This is a genomic window from Caballeronia sp. AZ10_KS36 (assembly GCF_023631105.1).
Classification (GTDB): Bacteria; Pseudomonadota; Gammaproteobacteria; order Burkholderiales; family Burkholderiaceae; genus Caballeronia.
Map to the genome: position 1 here is coordinate 17963 of NZ_JALQDQ010000009.1, position 15648 is coordinate 33610.

The 15648-nt window shown below is 64.9% G+C and carries 13 protein-coding genes; 5 read left to right on the plus strand and 8 right to left on the minus strand.

Annotated features, from left to right (window positions below):
- Positions 1-55: 55 nt before the first annotated feature.
- The 5 genes from NCR35_RS05240 to NCR35_RS05260 all read right to left on the minus strand — a co-directional run bounded on the left by NCR35_RS05240 (position 56) and on the right by NCR35_RS05260 (position 5368).
- Positions 56-1177 (minus strand): porin, encoded by a 1122-nt coding sequence (locus tag NCR35_RS05240; protein ID WP_250533609.1) that lies wholly within the window; start codon positions 1175-1177, stop codon positions 56-58.
- Positions 1178-1423: 246 nt separating this feature from the next.
- The gene (locus NCR35_RS05245; protein ID WP_175940619.1) at positions 1424-2578 is read right to left on the minus strand and encodes a porin; all 1155 of its coding nucleotides are present in this window, start codon (positions 2576-2578) and stop codon (positions 1424-1426) included.
- Positions 2579-3105: 527 nt separating this feature from the next.
- A complete protein-coding gene (locus NCR35_RS05250; protein WP_175939811.1) occupies positions 3106-3885 on the minus strand; it encodes an ABC transporter ATP-binding protein in 780 nt (259 codons plus the stop codon).
- 28 nt (positions 3886-3913) lie between these two features.
- On the minus strand, positions 3914-4627 hold the full coding sequence (locus tag NCR35_RS05255; RefSeq protein ID WP_250533446.1) for an ABC transporter permease: 714 nt from the start codon (positions 4625-4627) through the stop codon (positions 3914-3916).
- 54 nt (positions 4628-4681) lie between these two features.
- Positions 4682-5368 (minus strand): ABC transporter permease, encoded by a 687-nt coding sequence (locus tag NCR35_RS05260; RefSeq protein WP_250533448.1) that lies wholly within the window; start codon positions 5366-5368, stop codon positions 4682-4684.
- 496 nt (positions 5369-5864) lie between these two features.
- Between NCR35_RS05260 and NCR35_RS05265 the strand changes: the two genes are divergently transcribed.
- Positions 5865-6563: a pirin family protein gene (locus NCR35_RS05265; protein ID WP_250533449.1), complete on the plus strand. Its 699-nt coding sequence runs from the start codon at positions 5865-5867 to the stop codon at positions 6561-6563.
- Between the two features lie 64 nt (positions 6564-6627).
- Here the strand turns inward: NCR35_RS05265 and NCR35_RS05270 are convergent, their stop codons facing one another.
- Positions 6628-7239, minus strand: coding sequence for a Spy/CpxP family protein refolding chaperone (locus NCR35_RS05270; RefSeq protein ID WP_250533450.1), 612 nt, complete (start codon positions 7237-7239; stop codon positions 6628-6630).
- A 222-nt stretch (positions 7240-7461) separates the two neighbouring features.
- Between NCR35_RS05270 and NCR35_RS05275 the strand changes: the two genes are divergently transcribed.
- Entirely contained in the window at positions 7462-8184 is a 723-nt protein-coding gene (locus NCR35_RS05275; protein WP_175939816.1) for a response regulator, read from the plus strand.
- Complete coding sequence (locus NCR35_RS05280; protein WP_250533451.1) at positions 8168-9511, plus strand: ATP-binding protein; 1344 nt, start codon at positions 8168-8170, stop codon at positions 9509-9511. The genes NCR35_RS05275 and NCR35_RS05280 overlap by 17 nt, the downstream gene beginning before the upstream one ends.
- 25 nt (positions 9512-9536) lie before the next feature.
- Here the strand turns inward: NCR35_RS05280 and NCR35_RS05285 are convergent, their stop codons facing one another.
- The gene (locus NCR35_RS05285) at positions 9537-9800 is read right to left on the minus strand and encodes a double-stranded DNA-specific endonuclease (protein WP_175939818.1); all 264 of its coding nucleotides are present in this window, start codon (positions 9798-9800) and stop codon (positions 9537-9539) included.
- Positions 9801-9897: 97 nt separating this feature from the next.
- Positions 9898-11580 carry a sensor domain-containing diguanylate cyclase gene (locus NCR35_RS05290; protein ID WP_250533452.1) on the minus strand — a complete coding sequence of 561 codons (1683 nt, stop codon included), beginning with the start codon at positions 11578-11580 and terminating at the stop codon, positions 9898-9900.
- Positions 11581-12424: 844 nt separating this feature from the next.
- On the opposite strand from NCR35_RS05290, the gene NCR35_RS05295 reads away from it, so the two are divergent.
- Both NCR35_RS05295 and NCR35_RS05300 read left to right on the plus strand, forming a co-directional pair.
- Positions 12425-14176 (plus strand): ABC transporter permease, encoded by a 1752-nt coding sequence (locus NCR35_RS05295; RefSeq protein WP_250533453.1) that lies wholly within the window; start codon positions 12425-12427, stop codon positions 14174-14176.
- A 12-nt stretch (positions 14177-14188) separates the two neighbouring features.
- On the plus strand, positions 14189-15574 hold the full coding sequence (locus NCR35_RS05300) for an ABC transporter ATP-binding protein (RefSeq protein WP_250533454.1): 1386 nt from the start codon (positions 14189-14191) through the stop codon (positions 15572-15574).
- Positions 15575-15648: the final 74 nt, after the last annotated feature.

Below are 15648 nucleotides of genomic sequence, written 5' to 3' on the forward strand. Positions count from 1 at the left end.
CCGATGTGAATCGGCGGCCCTTTTTCTATGGTACTTGTTGAATCAAACGCGCTGCTTAGAACGAGTGCTGAATGCCAGCGTACACGCCCGTCTGGCTGCGGCCGGGGAACGGATTGTCCGTCGACGCAGCGGTGCCGAAGCTGTTCGCGTTCAGGCCGTAGTTCGCCGTCTTGCTGTTCTGAACGGTGGCGACTTGCAGGTCGAACAACGTGCGCTTCGACAGGTTGTACGAACCGCCGACGGTGTACATCGTCGCGTTGCCTGCGCCGTTGTTGCCGTTCACGTGATAGACGGCGGCGGTCAGCGCCGCGGCCGGCGACGCCTGCCACGTCACGCCGCCCCATTCGTGGTCGAGCGTGGTCGGCTCGCCCGGCAACTGGCCGGTCATGCCCGAAGAACGAATCGCCTGATAACCCGCCTGAACCTTGAACTGGCCGAGGAACACGTTGGCCATGGCGGAGTACTCGCGCGAGTAGGCGTAGACGCCCTGAGTCGCGCCATAGCTGCCGCCGAGCTGACCGTTGGCGGGATTGCGGATCTCGTCGTACATGCCGCGCACCTGCAGATACGGCGACGTGTACGTGACGTACGCGCCCGCTTCACGGCCTTGCGGCGTCGTGCCGTTGCCGTTCCAGTTGGTCGCGTTCGAGAGCGCGTATTGACCGTAGAAGTCGAAGCCTGCGAACTTCGGCGACTGGTAGGAGATGTTGTTGCTCGATTGCGGCCAGTTGCGGCCACGCACCAGCGAAGCCGACGACCAGTTCGACTGGCCGAACGGATCGAAGTCCCACACGCCGTTGGACACGAACAGTTCGCGGCCGAGCAGCACGGTGCCGAAGCTGTTGTTGGCGATACCGACCGTCGCCCAGCGATTGAAGAGGCCGCCGCCGCCCGGGCCCTGACCCGTCATGGTGTTGAAACTGCCTTCCAACTGAAACACGGCGCGATTGCCGCCGCCCAGATCTTCGGCGCCCTTCAAGCCCCAAAGGCTCGTGCCCCAGTCGCCGCTTTCGGCACGAATGCGGCTTGCCGTGACGTTCTTCGCCGCCCCGGTCGGCACGCCGTTCATGTATTCGAGTCCCGCGTCCAGGCGGCCATACAGCGTCACGCTGCTTTGGGCATGCGCCGCCGCGCCGAACGTCAGCAGCGCCGCCGCTGCAAGCAAAGCCTTCTTCATCATCTCCTCCGACTCCTGTCAAAAGTGAACCAACTGCCGTCGGAATTTTGAAGGAGAACTACATTTTCGGAGGGTCGGCTTTGTACTTTTGATTCAATTTGACAAACGCGGCAACAAGCCGCCGCACGCATGCGTCAGTCGAGCCGCCAATAAAAAACGGTGCGACACCCTTTCGGGCACCGCACCGATACGCGCCTCTCGCAGCAGCGTGAAAACCTTATAGAACTATTCTCGGTTCAGACTCGCTTAGAACGAGTGCTGAATGCCGGCATAGACGCCCGTCTGGCTGTGGCCGGCGAACGGGTTGTCCGTCGCGGCAGCCGTGCCGAAGTTGTTGGCGTTCAGGCCGTAGTTGGCGCTCTTGCTGTTCTGCACCGTCGCGACCTGCAGGTCGAACAGGGTGCGCTTCGACAGGTTGTACGAGCCGCCGACCGTGTAGATGGTCGCGTTACCCGCGCCGTTGTTGCCGTTCACGTGGTAGACCGCGCCGATCAGCGCCGCCGCCGGCGTTGCTTGCCACGTCACGCCGCCCCATTCGTGGTCGAGCGTGGTCGGCTGGCCGGGCAACTGGCCCACCATGCCGGACGAGCGGATCGCCTGGTAAGCGCCCTGAACCTTGAACTGGCCGAGGAACAGGTTGAACATCGCCGTGTACTCGCGCGAGTACGCGTAGACGCCGTTGCCGTTGTTCGTGCCGCCGTTGAGCGCGTTGTAGGCGCCGCCGAGCGTACCGTTGGCCGGGTTGCGGATTTCGTCGTACATGCCGCGAATCTGGAAGAGCGGCGTGGTGTACGTGATGTACGCGCCACCTTCGCGGCCTTGCGGCGTCGTGCCGTTGCCGTTCCAGTTCGTCGCGTTCGACAGTGCGTACTGGCCGTAGAAGTCGAAGCCCGCGAACTTCGGCGACTGGTACGAAATGTTGTTGCTCGATTGCGGCCAGTTGCGGCCACGCACCAGCGAAGCCGACGACCAGTTCGACTGACCGAACGGATCGAAGTCCCACACGCCGTTAGCGATGAAGAGTTCGCGGCCCAACAGCAGCGTACCGAAGTTGTTGTTCGCGATACCGACCGTCGCCCAACGATTGAAGAGGCCGCCGCCGCCCGGGCCTTGACCCGTCATGGTGTTGAAGCTGCCTTCCAACTGGAACACGGCGCGATAGCCGCCGCCCAGGTCTTCGACGCCCTTCATGCCCCAGAGGCTCGTGCCCCAGTCGCCGCTTTCCGCACGGAAGCGGTGCGACGAGCCGGTGGCCGCGCCGTTGGCGCCGACGCCGGTCGGCACGCCGTTCATGTACTCCAGGCCGGCATCCAGGCGGCCATACAGCGTCACGCTGCTTTGAGCCTGAGCCACCGCGCTGAACGTCAGCAGTGCTGCTGCCGCGAGCAAAGCTTTCTTCATCATCTCCTCCAACCCTGTCAAGAAATAGAACCAAGTGCTGCCGTGTGCGGTTCGATGCGGGCGCATCCAACCGGAAATTGTTTTTCGAGGAACGACACACGCGTAACGACAGTGCTCGTGATGACTCGCGCGTCGTGCGCGAATCTGACGCCGGTCCGTCGACTGGCGTTTCCTCACTTTGTTTTGAAGTAAAACTACTTTTTGTGCACTTCGTTTTGGTACTTTAGTTACCAATTTAACAAATTACGTCACACTCGCCAAAGGAATTTGACGCTCGCCGATGCGGTGTGTCAAAAACGCAAAGCCATTGTGGCGTGGACGCGACCCAAAGCATGGGAAACGGCCCGCAGAGCCTTATGCAGCAAGGCTCTGCGCTCGGGAAAGTTTCGGGGTCAGGTTTCACGCCTATTGACGCGCGGACGTGTCGGCGCTAGGTGGCGGAAACGGGCTGGAAGGGCCGTCGGGCGGGGCTCGGGGGCGAAAAAAAAGCGCCTCGGGGGCGCTTTTTCTAGAGAAGTGTGCGGCAGCTACTTGAGACTACCCGAGAGAAACTGCCTGAGCCGCTCGCTCTTCGGTTGAGCGAATACCTCGTTCGGGCGACCTTCTTCTTCGATGCGCCCCTGATGCAGGAACACGACATGGTTCGACACATTGCGCGCGAACGCCATTTCGTGCGTGACGACGATCATCGTGCGGCCTTCCTCGGCGAGCGTCTGCATCACCTTCAGCACTTCGCCGACCAGTTCCGGGTCGAGCGCGGACGTGGGTTCGTCGAAGAGCATCACATCCGGATGCATGGCGAGCGCGCGGGCAATCGCCACGCGCTGCTGCTGACCGCCCGACAAGTGCGACGGATACTGCTTCTCCAGTCGCGGCGCGAGCCCGACCTTCTCCAGATACGTGCGGGCGCGATCCTCGGCTTCCTTCTTCGGCAGGCCGAGCACGTTCACGGGCGCTTCGGTCACGTTCTCGAGCACGTTCATGTGCGACCAGAGGTTGAAGTGCTGGAAGACCATCGAGAGCTTCGAGCGGACCTGCCGCAGTTGCTTCGCGTCCGCGACCTTCAACGCGCCGGTCTTGTCCAACATCGTGCGCACTTCGGCGCCGTCGACGAAGATGCGCCCGCGATTCGGCTGCTCGAGGAAGTTGATACAGCGCAGCATCGTGCTCTTGCCGGATCCCGACGACCCGATGATGCTGATCACGTCGCCGGCGTTCGCCTTCAGCGAGACGCCTTTCAGGACTTCGTTGCTGCCGTACTGCTTGTGAATGTCGTCGACGAAAAGCTTGTGCTTCTGGGAATTCATGTGCGGTCCTGTAGGCCGATTGCCTGACTTATTTGCCTTGCGGCCGCAGGTACGCGAGCCAGCGATGTTCGGCGCGGCGGAACAGCCACACGAGCGCGAACGAAATGACGAGATAGAGCAGGGCGGCGATGCCGAACGCCTCGAACGACTGATACGTCGCGGAGTTCACGTCGCGCGCGATCTTCAGGATGTCCGGCACGGTCGCCGTGAACGCGACGGTCGTCGCGTGCAGCATAAGAATGACTTCGTTGCTGTAGTAAGGCAGCGCGCGGCGCAGCGCCGACGGCAGAATCACGCGGCGATACAGCGTGAAGCTCGACATGCCGTACGCGCGCGCCGCTTCGATCTCGCCATAGGGCGTCGCCTTGATCGCGCCGGCGAAGATTTCCGTCGTGTAGGCGCAGGTGTTCAGCGTGAACGCGAGCAACGTGCAGTTCATGCCGCTGCGGAAGAACTGGGAAAGCAGCATGTGATCGCGCACGACCTGCAGGCTGTAGAGGCCCGTATAGCAGAGCAGCAGTTGCACATAGAGCGGCGTGCCGCGAAACACGTAGGTGTACAGCCAGACGCTGCGCGAGAGCAGCTTGTTCTTCGACACCCGCGCCACGGCGAGCGGCACGGAGAGGCAGAACCCGAGTCCGATGGACACCACGAGCAGCCACATCGTGATGGCGAGACCGGTAATGCGGTAGCCGTCGGTGAAAAGGTAGTTCTTCCAGAATTCCTGGATGATTTCGATCATGAAGTCCGCCGCTCTCTGATACTGGAATAAGGCTGGATGTCCGAATGCCGCTGGTTACAGGTCCGCCTTGCGCACGCCGATGGAGTAGCGCCGCTCCAGCCAGATCAACACGAAGTTCGAGATCGTGGTGATGGCGAGATAGACGACGCCCGCGAGCAGCGTGAAGAAGAAGAACCGCTGCGTGCCTTTGCCGGCGTCCTGCGCGGCCTTCACGACGTCCGCGAGGCCGATGATCGACACCAGCGCGGTCGCCTTCACCATCACCTGCCAGTTGTTGCCGATGCCGGGCAGCGCAAAGCGCATCATCTGAGGAAACATGATGCGCGAGAAGGTCTGCCACGGCGTCATGCCGTAGGCCGCGCCCGCTTCGAGCTGGCCGCGCGGCACCGAAAGGAACGCGCCGCGGAACGTTTCCGTGAAGTACGCGCCGTAGATGAAGCCGAGCACGAGAATGCCCGCGAGGAACGGATCGATATCGATCTGATCCCAGCCGAGGTGGTCGGTCAGCAAGTTCAGCCAGATCTGGATGCTGTAGAAGAGCAGCAGCATCAGCACGAGATCGGGTACGCCGCGAATCAGCGTCGTATAGACGGTGCCGATGCCCGACGCGATACGGCTCTTGGAGAGCTTCGCCGCCGCGCCGATGAGGCCGATCACGAAGGCGAACGCCAGCGACAGCACCGCGAGCTTGACGGTCTGCCAGGTGCCCGCGAGGATCAGCGGACCGTAGCCTTGCAACATGGTGATTCCTTGATAAGGTGCGCCATTCCACGCGCGCACGAAGCGGCTCGCCGCCGCGATTTCGCCGCCGCCATTCGCTGCCGAATTCGGCTGCCTACGCGCGGCTCGTGAGCGTGACCTCGATGAAGCTCCGACGCGGATGGTCTCGTTTCTTTCCGGCGCCGCTCGTGGCTCGCGCGCTGGCGGTCCGCCGGCGGTCCGTATTCTAGGTGGCCAAAATTGGCGAGCACGCCCAAAACGCGAACGCCGCGAATGCCGCGAATGTCGTGGATGCCGCGAATGCCCCGAATGTCCGTGTTTCCGAAGGCGCTGCACACCGCCGCCGCCCGAAAAGCGCGGTATTTTACCCGAACCCGGCGTGTGCGCGGCGATAGCCGGACAAGTCCGATTACCTCCATCGGCGGGACGGTGTAGTGCCGTTGCGCTCGTTGTTCCGGCAGGCGGCCGCCCTTACATTGTCTCCATCGCAGTTCAACGTCTACACCGGGAGCACAACATGTTCGAGATTCGCCGCAGCAACGAACGCGGTCACGCCAACCACGGCTGGCTGGACTCGTATCACAGCTTCTCGTTCGCCGACTACCACGATCCGGAGCACGTTCACTTCGGCGCGCTGCGCGTGATCAACGAAGACCGCGTCGCGGGCGGACAGGGCTTCGGCACGCACGGTCATCGCGACATGGAGATCGTGAGCTACGTGCTGGAAGGCGCGCTCGCGCATCGCGACAGCATGGGCAACGGATCGACCATCCGCCCCGGCGACGTGCAGCGCATGAGCGCCGGAACCGGCGTGCGGCACAGCGAGTTCAACGGCTCGCCGACCGAAACGGCGCACTTCCTGCAAATCTGGATCATTCCGGATGCGCCGGGCGGCGCGCCGGGCTACGAGGAAAAGCGTTTCGCCGATGACGAAAAGCGCGGCCGCCTGCGCGTGATCGCTTCGCCCGAAGGCACGGACGGCTCGGTGAAGATGGGCGCCGACGCGCGAATTTTCGCGGGCCTGTTCGATGGCGCCGAGCGCGCCGAGTTCGACGTGCCGGCGGGCCGCCGCGTCTATGTGCATGTGGCGCGCGGCAAGGTGTCGGTGAACGGCGAGGCGCTCGGCGCGGGCGATGCCGCGAAGATCGAGGATATCGCCAAGGTGACCATCGACGGCGGCGAGCGGGCGGAAGTGCTGCTGTTCGATCTGGCTTGATCGGCCATTGATGTGAGAAACCGCGGGCTCGCGCCCGCGGTTTTTTTGCGCCTGCAAGAACCGCTTAGGGCTTCGCAGTCGCCGAGGCGCCCGGCGCGCCCGGCGCGGCCTGAGCGGCGTCCGGCCCGCCGCGATGCTTGCCCCAGCGTTCGTGCATCTTCTGCTGATGCTCATGCATGCGGGCGAAGTGCTGCTTGAGCGCCGTGCTCACGGTCGTCTTTTGCTGGTCGTTCAGCGCGTTATAGAAATTGAGCCAGGCGGTCGCCGTCTGCTCGTGCAACTGCATTTGCTGCTGCTCGAGCTTCTGATGCGCGGCGTGCATCGCGTTCAGGTCCAGAATCGGCTGGTTCTGCATCGACTGGAACTGCTCGTGCATCTGGCGATGGCTCTCCCGCATGGCCTTGTGGTTCTGCTTCATCGTGTCGATGGCCGTCTGCCACAGCTTCTCCTGATCCGCATTCAGCTTCAGCTGGCCGTGCAACTGGTCGAGCTGCTTCTGCATGCGCATTTCCATGTGATGACCGCCAGGACCGCCCATCATGCCGGGCCCGCCCATCATGCCCGGAGCGCCGGGCGGCGGCGCGTTCGGCGCGTCGTTGGTGGCGGCGTGGGCCGCGCCGAAGGTCAGCGCGAGTGCGGTGGCAGCGGCGGCGAGAATGCGATATTGCTTGCTCATCGTGAGACTCCCTGATTGATGTCGGAGCCGAATGCGCGGATTTCGTTGAGACCGCGCTTGGTCGGTGAAACACAGCGTAGTGGCTCGTGCCGGCGCGCGTGTTACCAAGGCGGCGTTTCGTATTACGCTGGTTTACGCGCTGCTTTCGCGGTAACACCCCGTAACCCTTTGCGGCGCGACAGACCGCCGACCGGCCGGGACTCCCGCGCTAAACTCCCTCTCATGACTACACAAATTTTAGTCGTCGACGACGACGCCGAACTGCGCGACCTCCTGCGCGATTATCTGGTCCGGCAGGGCATCGAGGTATCGGTGCTGCACGACGCCGGTTCGCTCGAACGCCGTATCGAGCGCGAGCGCCCCGATCTGATCGTTCTCGATCTGATGATGCCGGGCGTCGACGGTCTGACGGCGCTGCGCAAGCTCCGCGCATCGGGCGACGACATTCCCGTCATCATGCTGACCGCTCGCGCGGACGACGTGGACCGCATCGTCGGTCTCGAACTCGGCGCGGACGATTACCTCGGCAAGCCGTTCAACCCGCGCGAGCTGCTCGCGCGCGTGCAGGCCGTGTTGCGCCGACGCCGCACCATTCCGTCCGCCGCGCCCGAGCAGCGCGAGCCGTATTCGTTCGGCCGCTTCCGGCTGGACTTCCAGTCGCGCACGCTGCAACACGACGAAAAGCCGATCACCTTGTCCGGCAGCGAATTCGCGCTCCTCAAGATTTTCGTGAATCACCCGATGCGCACGCTCACGCGCGAGCGCCTGCTCGAACTGCTGCACGGCCCGGAATACGACGGCACCGACCGCGGCATCGACGTGCAGGTGTGGCGCCTGAGGCGCATTCTGGAAAGCGATCCTTCCGCGCCGCGCTTCATTCAGACGGTGCGAGGACGCGGCTACGTGTTCGTGCCCGACGGCGAGCAAAATGCGCCGGCCCATTGATTCTTTGTTCGGCCGGCTGGTCGTTCTGGTCATCGGCGTGCTGGTGCTTTCGCATCTCGCGTGGTTCGCCGTCATCCGCGTCGAGCGGGACTACTCGCAAACGCGCTACGCGGTCGAAGAAGCGGCGTTCCTCGTCGAAGCGGTGCGGCAGCACATCGCCAACAATCCGGAGCAGCCGTTGCCCTCGCGCGTGCGCATCGTGCCGCTGCAGGCCGCGGATGCGCCGCAGCCCGCGAGCGGCGACGAGCTTCCGCGTCCGCTCTCGCGTTTCATCGAGGACATGAAAGACCGCTTGCCCGACGGCACCGACGTGCGCCCCGGCCCGCCCGGCGCGCCGCCGAGCGTCTGGGTTCACGGCGCGAAGGACGCGGGCTGGATCGTCGTGCCGGTGCAGCCGCTGCGCCCGCCGCGCTCGCGCGATCGCATGCTCGTGTGGCTTGCCATCATCTTTTCGACGGCCGTGCTGGCCGCGCTCTTCGCCGCGTGGCAGTTGCAGTCGCCGTTGCGCTCGCTCGCGCAGGCGGTCGCGCGCTTCGGTCGCGGGCAGCCCACGCCGCCGGTGCCGGAGCGCGGCCCGCGCGAGCTGCGCCAGCTCACGCACGGCTTCAATCAGATGGTGCGCGAAGTGTCGCAAAGCGAGAGCGACCGCGCCGTGATGCTGGCGGGCGTCGCGCATGATCTGAAGACGCCGCTTGCGCGCCTGCGCCTGCGCGCCGAAATGATGGACGACGAAAAAACGCGCGACGGCGTGGTGCGCGACGTCGATTCCATGGCGCATATCGTCGATCAGTTTCTGGTCTTCGCGCACGACCGCCCGGACGGCAGCGAGCCGGTCGCGGTGGATGAGCAGTGCGAGCGCGTCGCGCGGGCGTATCGCGCGGTCGCGCCGGGCGCGGATACCGTGCGTCTGAAGCTCGAAGCGGGGCCGGGCTTCGTGTTGCCGGCCGCGACGCTCGACCGCCTGCTCTCGAACCTGCTGGACAACGCACATGCGTATGGCGCGCCGCCCATCGTCATCGAGACGCGGCGCGAGGCCAAAGGCTGGGTGCTGTCCGTGTCGGACCACGGCAAGGGCATTGCGCCCGACGATCTCATCAAGGCGAGCCGCCCGTTCGTGCGGCTCGATCCGGCGCGCGGCGGCAGCGGGCATAGCGGCCTCGGACTCGCCATCGTGGAGCGGCTCGCGCGGCGCGCGGGCGGCGAGTGCGAGATCGGCAATCAAGTCGATGGCGGCTTGCAGGTCGCGATGACCTTTCCGTTCGATCCCGCCGCCCGAACGGTCCCGCCGCGCCGCGCCGGAGCGCCGCACGAGGAGCGCGCGTTCTGACGACGCGCGCGTGCTTCCGCGAGGCTCAGTCGAACAGCGTCTGGAGTGCCGAGGCCGCCTCGCTATCCACCGTGTTGTAGGTCACGGTGGACGCCTCGAAGATGTAGTGCGTCGTGTACTTGCCGAGGCGCGACAGGATCTCCTCCTGAATCACTTCCGGCGCGAGGTCGATCTTCAGATACCACGCGGTGGACGACAGCCGCGTCTGGAACGACCCGTACTCCGCGAGCAATTGGTCGAACGTTTCAGCGTCCTGATCGCGGCACACGATGACCAGATTTCCCTTCATGCAATCCTCCCGATAACAGCCACGCAGTCGAAACCCCAAGGACGGATGATACCTGCGCGGACATGTCCGCGTGGCGACGAGGGACATGCCGGCGGCGCTATTTGCCGGCGAGCGAGTCTTCGGTGTGGCGCGTGGGCGGCGGGTCGGCGGGGCGCACTTCGCTGCGGTCGCGCCCGCGCGACTTGGCCTCGTAGAGCGCGAGATCGGCGCGCGAGAGCATCCATTCGAGCGCGTCGTCGTTCGCCTGTTCGGTGATGCCGATGCTGACCGAGAGCACCGCATCGTCCGGCAGATGCGCGCAGTGCTCGTGATGAAAGCGCTTGCGCAGCCGTTCGAGCACGGCTTGCGCATCGGCGAGCGAAGTCTGCGGCAGCAGAATGCCGAATTCCTCGCCGCCGAGCCGCCCGATTGCGTCGCTCGGACGAAGCTGCTCGCGGCAGACTTCCGCGAAATGCTCGAGCGCGCGGTCGCCCGAGGCGTGCCCATAGCGGTCGTTGATCTGCTTGAAATGATCGAGATCGGCGATGGCGACCGACAGCGGCGTGCCGGTCGAGCGCGCCAGTTCCACCTCTTGCCGCAGCGTGTCGAGGAAATAGCGGCGCGACAGGGCGCCCGTGAGCGCATCGTGGCGCGCTTCGGCCGACAAGAGCGTATTGGCCGATTGCAACTGCTCCGCGAGATCACGCGTTGCGCGATGCAGCCTGCGCTCGCGGGAATACGACGTGGCGATGACCACGGCGAGCGTGACGACGCCGAGCATCGTGAGGAACACGAGCAGGCGGTCGCGAGTATGGTTGCGCGTGATCTCGGTCCAGCTCGTGAGCGGGTGGACGATATGCGCGGACAAGCCCGAATTGAGGCCGGTGCGCTCGTCGTAGAGCGAGGGCACGGTATCGCCGTTGACGGCGAAGAAGCCCTTCGCGAGCGCGGGCGCGAGCCAGGGCGCCGACTGCCGCATGCGCTCGCCGACGTTGTCGATGCGCAGCGGCGCGAACGCGTCGCGCCGATAATGTTCGAGGCGCTCGCGGGCGGTCATGCGTGCGATGGCCGCATCCGGCATCGCCCGATATTCGAGCCGGCCGTCGTGCGCCATCACCACGACGCCGTTTTCGTCGGTGACGAAGGTGCCGGGGCGCGAGACCCAGTGCCGCAACCGGTCGATGCTCACCTTCGCGATCACCGCGCCGACCAGAAGCCCGTCCTCGTACACGGGCGCCGCGATGAAGATGCCCGGTTCGCCCGACAGCCGGCCGACGCCGTACATTTCGACGAAACCGCCGAGCAACGCCCGCACGACATAGGCGCGGGCGCTCATGTCGTAGCCGATGAAGCTGTCTTCTTCGCCCGCGTTGCTCGACGCAATGCAGTAGCCCTGTTCGTTCACGAGCCACAGGGAGTCGAGTCCGGAGAAGCCCTGCGCGTCGTGCAGGAAGCGGTTCACTTTCTCCAGTCCGGGCCGGGCCATCCACTGCTGGCGCCGCACGCTTTCCGTCGCCTGCACGCTCGATGCGTAGCGCCGCGACTCCGACAGCGCGCGCTGCGTGACGTCCATCTGCGCGAGCGTCGCGGGAATGGCGCGGGACATGGCGAGGTCGCTCGCGATGATTTGCGCCATGTTGTCGACGATGGAACCCGCCATCTGCCGTTCGGTGCGCACGGTCGCGGTCATCTCCTGCTGTACCATCCGGTCCGACAGCAGGCCTGCGGCGGCCCAGCACCCGAGCGCGAGCAACGCGAGGCAAAGCGTCGCGATGGCACGGTGCAGGAGGAGCTTGTTCATCGGTCGGGCCCGTGGCGCGGCGTCACGCCGCGGCCATCGGGTGTTCGGCGCGTGCCCCGGGCGCGTTCGCGAAAAGCGGGGCGCCGGGCGTGGCCGATTCGCGCGGGGACTCGCCGTCACGGGCCAAAAACGCGATAATCGCCGCCCTGAGGCGGGCGGTCAGCCGGCTTGCCCGGGCGCGTTCATTGCGTCTGTCAGGCGCGGCAGCGGCTTTGCCTGCATGCACGCGAGCTTTGGGCGTGCGGCCAGAATGGCGTCTCGCGTCCGTCGGACGGCCCTCCGACTCGGTCTTGGCGTCTCGCATTGCATCGGCGCTCATTTATTGTTTGTGATAAGCCCAGATTGGACGATGTTTTTCGTCGTCTATCAAGCGCCTTATTGCTGCGAACGGCGTTCGCCCAACACATCGCTTCGCAACCACGCGACTTCGCTTGCCGCGGCGGCCCGCTTGTGCGTCATTCGTGCGTGCATTCGTGCGTGCATTCACGCGATGGCGAACCGAAAGCGCGCTGCAAGGACGAAACGGTGCGCGCGCCGGTCTGCGCCGGGCCTTCAGTTCGGCGCGGCCGTGCCGATGAGCAACACAAGCCGCGCGCCGCGAGCCAAAGTTCGGCGCGAAGGTTGTGCCTGTCATCGTGAGTGGTGTAGTGTCGCTCGGTTCAGCGCGAGCGCGTGTCGTCCGCCGGGCGGCCGGACGCGTTGAACCGGTTGAACGCGTCGTGCGCCATCGCGCGCCGTCGCGGCAGCTGGAGTGAGGGGGCTCGCCCGGGCGACGGCATTGGCCGTCTCGAGCATCATCCGCGCGTGGCGCGGTCGTAACACAGCCTTACGGGGAGGGCCTTGAATGGAATTTGGTTTCAATCTGAATCGCACGGCGAACGCGTCCGCCTGGCGGCTCCTGCCCAACCGCTGGGACTTCGTGGCGTTCCCGATGATCATCTGCATCATCGCGCTCGCCGCTGTCGGCTTTCACGAGACGCTCGCGCCCATCTCGACCCTGCAGACGCAGGCGATCTCGCTCGACCCCGCGAATCTCCCCGAATACGCATTGCGCACGACCTTGCGCATGCTGGCCGCGATGGTCGCGTCGCTCGTCTTCACGCTCGCCTACGGCACGCTCGCCGCGAAGAGCCGGCGCGCGTCGCTCGTGCTGGTGCCGATTCTCGACATCCTCCAGTCGGTGCCGGTGCTCGGCTACATCTCTTTTACCGTCACGTTCTTTCTCGCGCTTTTTCCGGGGCGCGTGATCGGCGCGGAGTGCGCGGCCATCTTCGCGATCTTCACGAGCCAGGCGTGGAACATGACCTTCAGCTTCTACCAGTCGCTGCGCACGGTGCCGCGCGACCTGGACGAAGTCTCGCGCGGCTTTCACCTGACCAACTGGCAGCGCTTCTGGAAGCTCGAAGTGCCGTTCTCGATGCCCGGCCTCATCTGGAACATGATGATGTCGATGTCGGGCGGCTGGTTCTTCGTCGTGGCGTCGGAGGCGATCACGGTCGGCAATCGCAGCATCGTGCTGCCGGGCATCGGCGCGTATCTCGCGGCGGCCATCGGCGAGCGCAACCTCGGCGCGATCGGCTGGGTAATTCTCGCGATGACCGTCGTGATTCTCGCCTACGACCAGTTGATGTTCCGCCCGCTCGTCGCGTGGGCGGACAAGTTCCGCATGGAGAACACGAGTTCGGGCAACGCGCCGGAGTCGTGGCTGCTCGACCTGATTCGCCGCACGCGCCTGATTCACCGCCTGCTCGTGCCCGCCGGATGGATTCTCGCCAAAGCCGCGCGCGTGCCGATCAAACTGCCGTCGCTGCAAGGCGTGAAGCTGCCGCTGCGCGCGCCGGTGTCCTCCACGCGCGCCGGCGATATCGCGTGGGGCGCGGCGGTGCTCGTGATTACCGCGTACGTGGTCTGGAAGGTGGTGTCGTTCGTCGCGACGGGCGTCACCTGGGGCGAAGTCGGGAATGTGTTCGTGCTCGGCTTCATCACGCTGCTGCGCGTGGTGGTGCTGATTGCGATTGCGTCGGTGATCTGGGTGCCGATCGGCGTGCTCATCGGCCTGCGCCCGGCGCTCGCCGAGAAATTCCAGCCGCTCGCGCAGTTCCTCGCGGCGTTTCCGGCGAATCTGCTGTTTCCGGTGTTCGTCGTCGTGATCGTGCGCTGGCATCTGAACCCGGACATCTGGCTGTCACCGCTCATCGTGCTCGGGACGCAGTGGTATATCCTTTTCAACGTGATCGCGGGCGCGTCGGCCTATCCGAACGATTATCGCGAAGCCGCGACGAACTTCCAGATTCGCGGCTGGCAGTGGTGGAAGAAGGCCATGCTGCCGGGCATTTTCCCGTACTACGTCACCGGCGCGATCACCGCTTCGGGCGGCGCGTGGAACGCGAGCATCGTCGCGGAGGCGGTGTCGTGGGGCAAGACCAGCGTCGTCGCGCACGGACTGGGCGCCTATATCGCGCAGAACACGGCCGATGGCGACTACCCGAAGATCATTCTCGGCATCGCGGTGATGTCGCTCTTCGTGACGCTGTTCAACCGCCTGTTGTGGCGCCCGCTGTACGCCTACGCCGAAGCGCGGCTTCGACTGGATTGAGGACGAGTTCCGATGCAGAACCTTAAAAATACTCAAACGCCCGCCCCGCAGGCGGCGGTGCGCACTCCCGGCACGCCCGCTGGCGCGCAGGCGGCGTCGCAAAAGCCGCCGCGCCTCGGCCCGGAGATTCTGCGCGTGCAGAACGTGAGCCGCGGCTTCAACAAGACGCAGGGCGAACTGCTGGTGCTCGACGACGCGAACCTTTCGCTGCGCGAAGGCGAGATCGTCGGTCTGCTCGGGCGCTCGGGCTCGGGCAAGTCGACGCTTCTGCGCATCATCGCCGGACTGATCGAGCCGACCGACGGCGAAGTGACCTATCTGAACGAGCCGTTGCGCGGCCCGGCGAAGGGCGTCGCGATGGTGTTCCAGACTTTCGCGCTCTTTCCGTGGCTGACCGTGCTGCAAAACGTGGAGGCCGGTCTCGAAGCGCAGGGCGTGGGCGCGCGGGAGCGCCGCGAGCGGGCGCTCGCCGCTATCGACCTGATCGGTCTCGACGGCTTCGAAAACGCCTATCCGCGCGAACTGTCGGGCGGCATGCGGCAGCGCGTGGGCTTTGCGCGGGCGCTCGTCGTCGATCCGACGCTGCTCCTGATGGACGAGCCGTTCTCCGCGCTCGACGTGCTGACCGCCGAAAACCTGCGCACCGACTTGCTCGACCTGTGGACGCAGGGGCGTCTGCCGATCAAGTCCGTGCTGATCGTCACGCACAACATCGAAGAAGCGGTGTTCATGTGCGACCGCATTCTCGTGCTGTCGTCGAATCCCGGCCGCGTGATGGCCGAGATCAAGGTGCCGTTCAAGCATCCGCGCAACCGGCTGGACCCGGCGTTCCGGCGGCTGGTGGACGACATCTACGCGAAGATGACCGCGCGCCAGCTCGACGACGCGAAGAAGAAGGGGCTGGAGCTCGGAAGCTGGCTGCCGTCCGTGTCGACGAACCTGATGGCGGGTCTTATCGAAACCCTTGCCGCCGAGCCGTACCACGGCCGCGCCGACATGCCGGAAATCGCGCGGACGCTGCATCTGGAAGTGGACGACCTCTTTCCGATTGCCGAAGTGCTGCAACATCTCGGTTTCGCGGACGTGCGCGAAGGCGATATCTACCTGACGCCGCAGGCCCGCGTGTTTGCGGAATTCGGCACGCAGGAACGCAAGATGATGTTCGCCGAGCATTTGCTGCGGCATGTGCCGCTCGCCGCGCGAATCAAGAAGGTGCTCAACGAGCGGCCGGGGCATCGCGCGCCGCGCGTGCGCTTCGAGCAGGAACTCGAAGACTTCCTCTCCGATAAAGCTGCGCAGGAGACGCTGGATGCGGTCATCGACTGGGGACGTTACGGCGAGATCTTTTCGTATAACGACCAGACGGAAATGCTGAGTCTGGAGGATGTCGAAGCCTGATTGCGCGGTTGGTAGCCCGAATGAAAGCGCGGTTTTCGGAGACGAAAACCGCGCTTTTTTTGTAGCGTGCGCGT

Excerpts from the sequence above, each read along its gene's own strand:
- NCR35_RS05245 (WP_175940619.1), bottom strand. The coding sequence starts at position 2,578 with ATGAAGAAAGCTTTGCTCGCGGCAGCAGCACTGCTGACGTTCAGCGCG.
- NCR35_RS05250 (WP_175939811.1), bottom strand. The coding sequence starts at position 3,885 with ATGAATTCCCAGAAGCACAAGCTTTTCGTCGACGACATTCACAAGCAG.
- NCR35_RS05270 (WP_250533450.1), bottom strand. The coding sequence starts at position 7,239 with ATGAGCAAGCAATATCGCATTCTCGCCGCCGCTGCCACCGCACTCGCG.
- NCR35_RS05275 (WP_175939816.1), top strand. The coding sequence starts at position 7,462 with ATGACTACACAAATTTTAGTCGTCGACGACGACGCCGAACTGCGCGAC.
- NCR35_RS05295 (WP_250533453.1), top strand. The coding sequence starts at position 12,425 with ATGGAATTTGGTTTCAATCTGAATCGCACGGCGAACGCGTCCGCCTGG.
- NCR35_RS05265 (WP_250533449.1), top strand. The coding sequence starts at position 5,865 with ATGTTCGAGATTCGCCGCAGCAACGAACGCGGTCACGCCAACCACGGC.
- NCR35_RS05285 (WP_175939818.1), bottom strand. The coding sequence starts at position 9,800 with ATGAAGGGAAATCTGGTCATCGTGTGCCGCGATCAGGACGCTGAAACG.
- NCR35_RS05260 (WP_250533448.1), bottom strand. The coding sequence starts at position 5,368 with ATGTTGCAAGGCTACGGTCCGCTGATCCTCGCGGGCACCTGGCAGACC.
- NCR35_RS05290 (WP_250533452.1), bottom strand. The coding sequence starts at position 11,580 with ATGAACAAGCTCCTCCTGCACCGTGCCATCGCGACGCTTTGCCTCGCG.
- NCR35_RS05300 (WP_250533454.1), top strand. The coding sequence starts at position 14,189 with ATGCAGAACCTTAAAAATACTCAAACGCCCGCCCCGCAGGCGGCGGTG.
- NCR35_RS05280 (WP_250533451.1), top strand. The coding sequence starts at position 8,168 with ATGCGCCGGCCCATTGATTCTTTGTTCGGCCGGCTGGTCGTTCTGGTC.
- NCR35_RS05240 (WP_250533609.1), bottom strand. The coding sequence starts at position 1,177 with ATGAAGAAGGCTTTGCTTGCAGCGGCGGCGCTGCTGACGTTCGGCGCG.
- NCR35_RS05255 (WP_250533446.1), bottom strand. The coding sequence starts at position 4,627 with ATGATCGAAATCATCCAGGAATTCTGGAAGAACTACCTTTTCACCGAC.